At 28.6% G+C, this 2,185-nt stretch carries 2 protein-coding genes; both read left to right on the top strand.

The window, feature by feature from the left end; genetic code table 11:
• Positions 1-80 precede the first annotated feature (80 nt).
• Complete coding sequence (locus VN21_RS15105) at positions 81-767, top strand: ferric reductase-like transmembrane domain-containing protein (RefSeq protein ID WP_046823985.1); 687 nt, start codon at positions 81-83, stop codon at positions 765-767.
• A gap of 148 nt (positions 768-915) precedes the next feature.
• Positions 916-2,076, top strand: a complete 1,161-nt coding sequence (locus VN21_RS15100) for an iron-containing alcohol dehydrogenase (RefSeq protein ID WP_046821688.1) — start codon at positions 916-918, stop codon at positions 2,074-2,076.
• Positions 2,077-2,185 lie beyond the last annotated feature (109 nt).

Below are 2,185 nucleotides of genomic sequence, written 5' to 3'. Positions count from 1 at the left end.
TATTAATGAAATTAATTATCATTATAAAATGATACAAAATATGAATTGATAAAAATTCTAAAAATAAAAGGAGAATGAGCATGAGATTAGTTTATTCATTAATATTCACAGCAGCGCTCGCACTAATTTATACAAAAGGTATAAAAAAGCATTCTAAAATTTTTTATAGTATAGCTACGGCTATAGCATCTATTACAATGATTTATGAAATTTATAGGTTAATAAGCGATACAAAAATGCAAGGATTTATAGGTGAATTAGAAAAAGCTTTTATGAAAGGAAATGTATCAATAGCATTTTTCTTATTGGTAATGTTTGCAGGAGCATTAAATCCTAAGTGGAAATTAACAAAAAAGTTATTAAGCATAAGAGCTGAATCTGCTATACTAGGGTGTATACTTTTACTTCCACATGGAATAATGTATCTAGTACGTTTTGTTAATAAAATATTAGTTCATAAGCCGATAACAACACTTTACATAGTATATTTGATAGTTGGATTAATAGCATTTATAATAATGATACCACTATTTATAACTTCATTTAAAAATATTAGGTCAAAAATGTCATATGCAGACTGGAAAAAGGTTCAAAGGTGGGCATATCCATTTTACTTTTTAGTATATGTACATATAGTACTTGCCCTTCTAAATGATGATGAGATTGATATAATTAAGTTAAGTATATATACCGTATTATTTTTAGGGTATTTCCTAATTAAAATTATAAAAAATTATAAGTTGAAAAATAAAAATACTAATAGATAATTTAGTATAAACATATAAAATGGATACTTTAAATATTTAAAGTATCCATTTTATGATTCTAAGATTACTGTCAATTTAATGTTACAAAATAAAATAGGAAAATATGGTATTATATAGAGAGAGATAGACAATAAGGAGTTGATCAACAATGTTAGACTTTACTTTTCACAATCCAACTAAAATAGTATTTGGAAAAGATAAAATAGAAGAATTAAATTCACTTATACCAGAGGCTGCAAGAGTTTTAGTCCTTTATGGTGGAGGAAGTATTAAAAAATTTGGAACTTTAGACAAGGTAAAAGAGGCTTTAAAAGGTCGTGAAATATTTGAATTTTCGGGTATAGAACCAAATCCAAAATATGAAACATTAATAAAAGCGGCAGAATTAGTTAAAAAAGAAAATATAGATTTTTTATTAGCTGTTGGTGGAGGTTCAGTAATGGACGGAACTAAGTTTGTAAACTTAGCAGCTAACTATGAAGGTGAAGACAAAACAGATTTATTAAACTATGGTTTTAAACCTGTTCCAGTTTCTAAGGGGTTACCTATAGGAACAGTGGTTACACTTCCGGCAACTGGATCAGAAATGAATGGAGGAGCGGTTATTTCTTACAATGGAGGTAAATTCTCTGTTAGAAGTCCTTTATCATTCCCTACATTTTCAATATTAGACCCAACACTGACATTTACTTTGCCTAAGACACAAGTAGCAAATGGAGTAGTAGATACATATATACATGTACTAGAACAATACGCTACATATCCTGTTGATGCAAGATTTCAAGATAGAACAGCAGAAGGAATATTAAAGACGTTAATAGAAATTGGAAGAGACACTATAGATAATCCAATAGATTATGATTTAAGAGCGAATTTAGTTTGGTGCGCAACGATGGGACTTAATGGTCTTATAGCTGCAGGAGTTCCTCAAGATTGGACAACACATAAAATAGGACATGAATTAACGGCTTTATATGGAATAGATCATGCTAAAACCTTAGCAGCTATACTTCCAGCACTTTGGGAAGTTAGAAGAAATGAGAAAGGATCTAAATTAGTTCAATATGCTGAGCGCGTATGGGATATAAAAGAAGGTAGCGATGATGAAAAAATAGATATAGCAATAAGAAAAACTCGTGAGTTTTTTGAAAGCTTAGATATGCCAACTCATTTATCGGTATATGGGCTTAAAGAAGAAGATGTAGATACTGTTGTAAATTCTCTTGATTGTCATGGGATGACAAACTTATCAGAAAGAGGAGATTTGGGATTAAATATAAGCCGCAAAATAATAGAAAAAGCACTTTAATTATTTTGTTTTAAATTAAAATAAAAGCTATAGTTTTATAATTTATAAAACTATAGCTTTTATTTATAAATATAAAAATATAGTATATGAAATTAGTGGACCGAAAAAT

It is taken from the genome of Paraclostridium benzoelyticum, from assembly GCF_001006285.1.
In the GTDB taxonomy this organism is placed as follows: Bacteria; Bacillota; Clostridia; order Peptostreptococcales; family Peptostreptococcaceae; genus Paraclostridium; species Paraclostridium benzoelyticum.
The sequence above is the reverse complement of the archived record's forward strand: the minus strand, read 5'-3'. Positions and strand labels throughout refer to the sequence as shown.

Excerpts from the sequence above, each read along its gene's own strand:
- VN21_RS15105 (WP_046823985.1), top strand. The coding sequence starts at position 81 with ATGAGATTAGTTTATTCATTAATATTCACAGCAGCGCTCGCACTAATT.
- VN21_RS15100 (WP_046821688.1), top strand. The coding sequence starts at position 916 with ATGTTAGACTTTACTTTTCACAATCCAACTAAAATAGTATTTGGAAAA.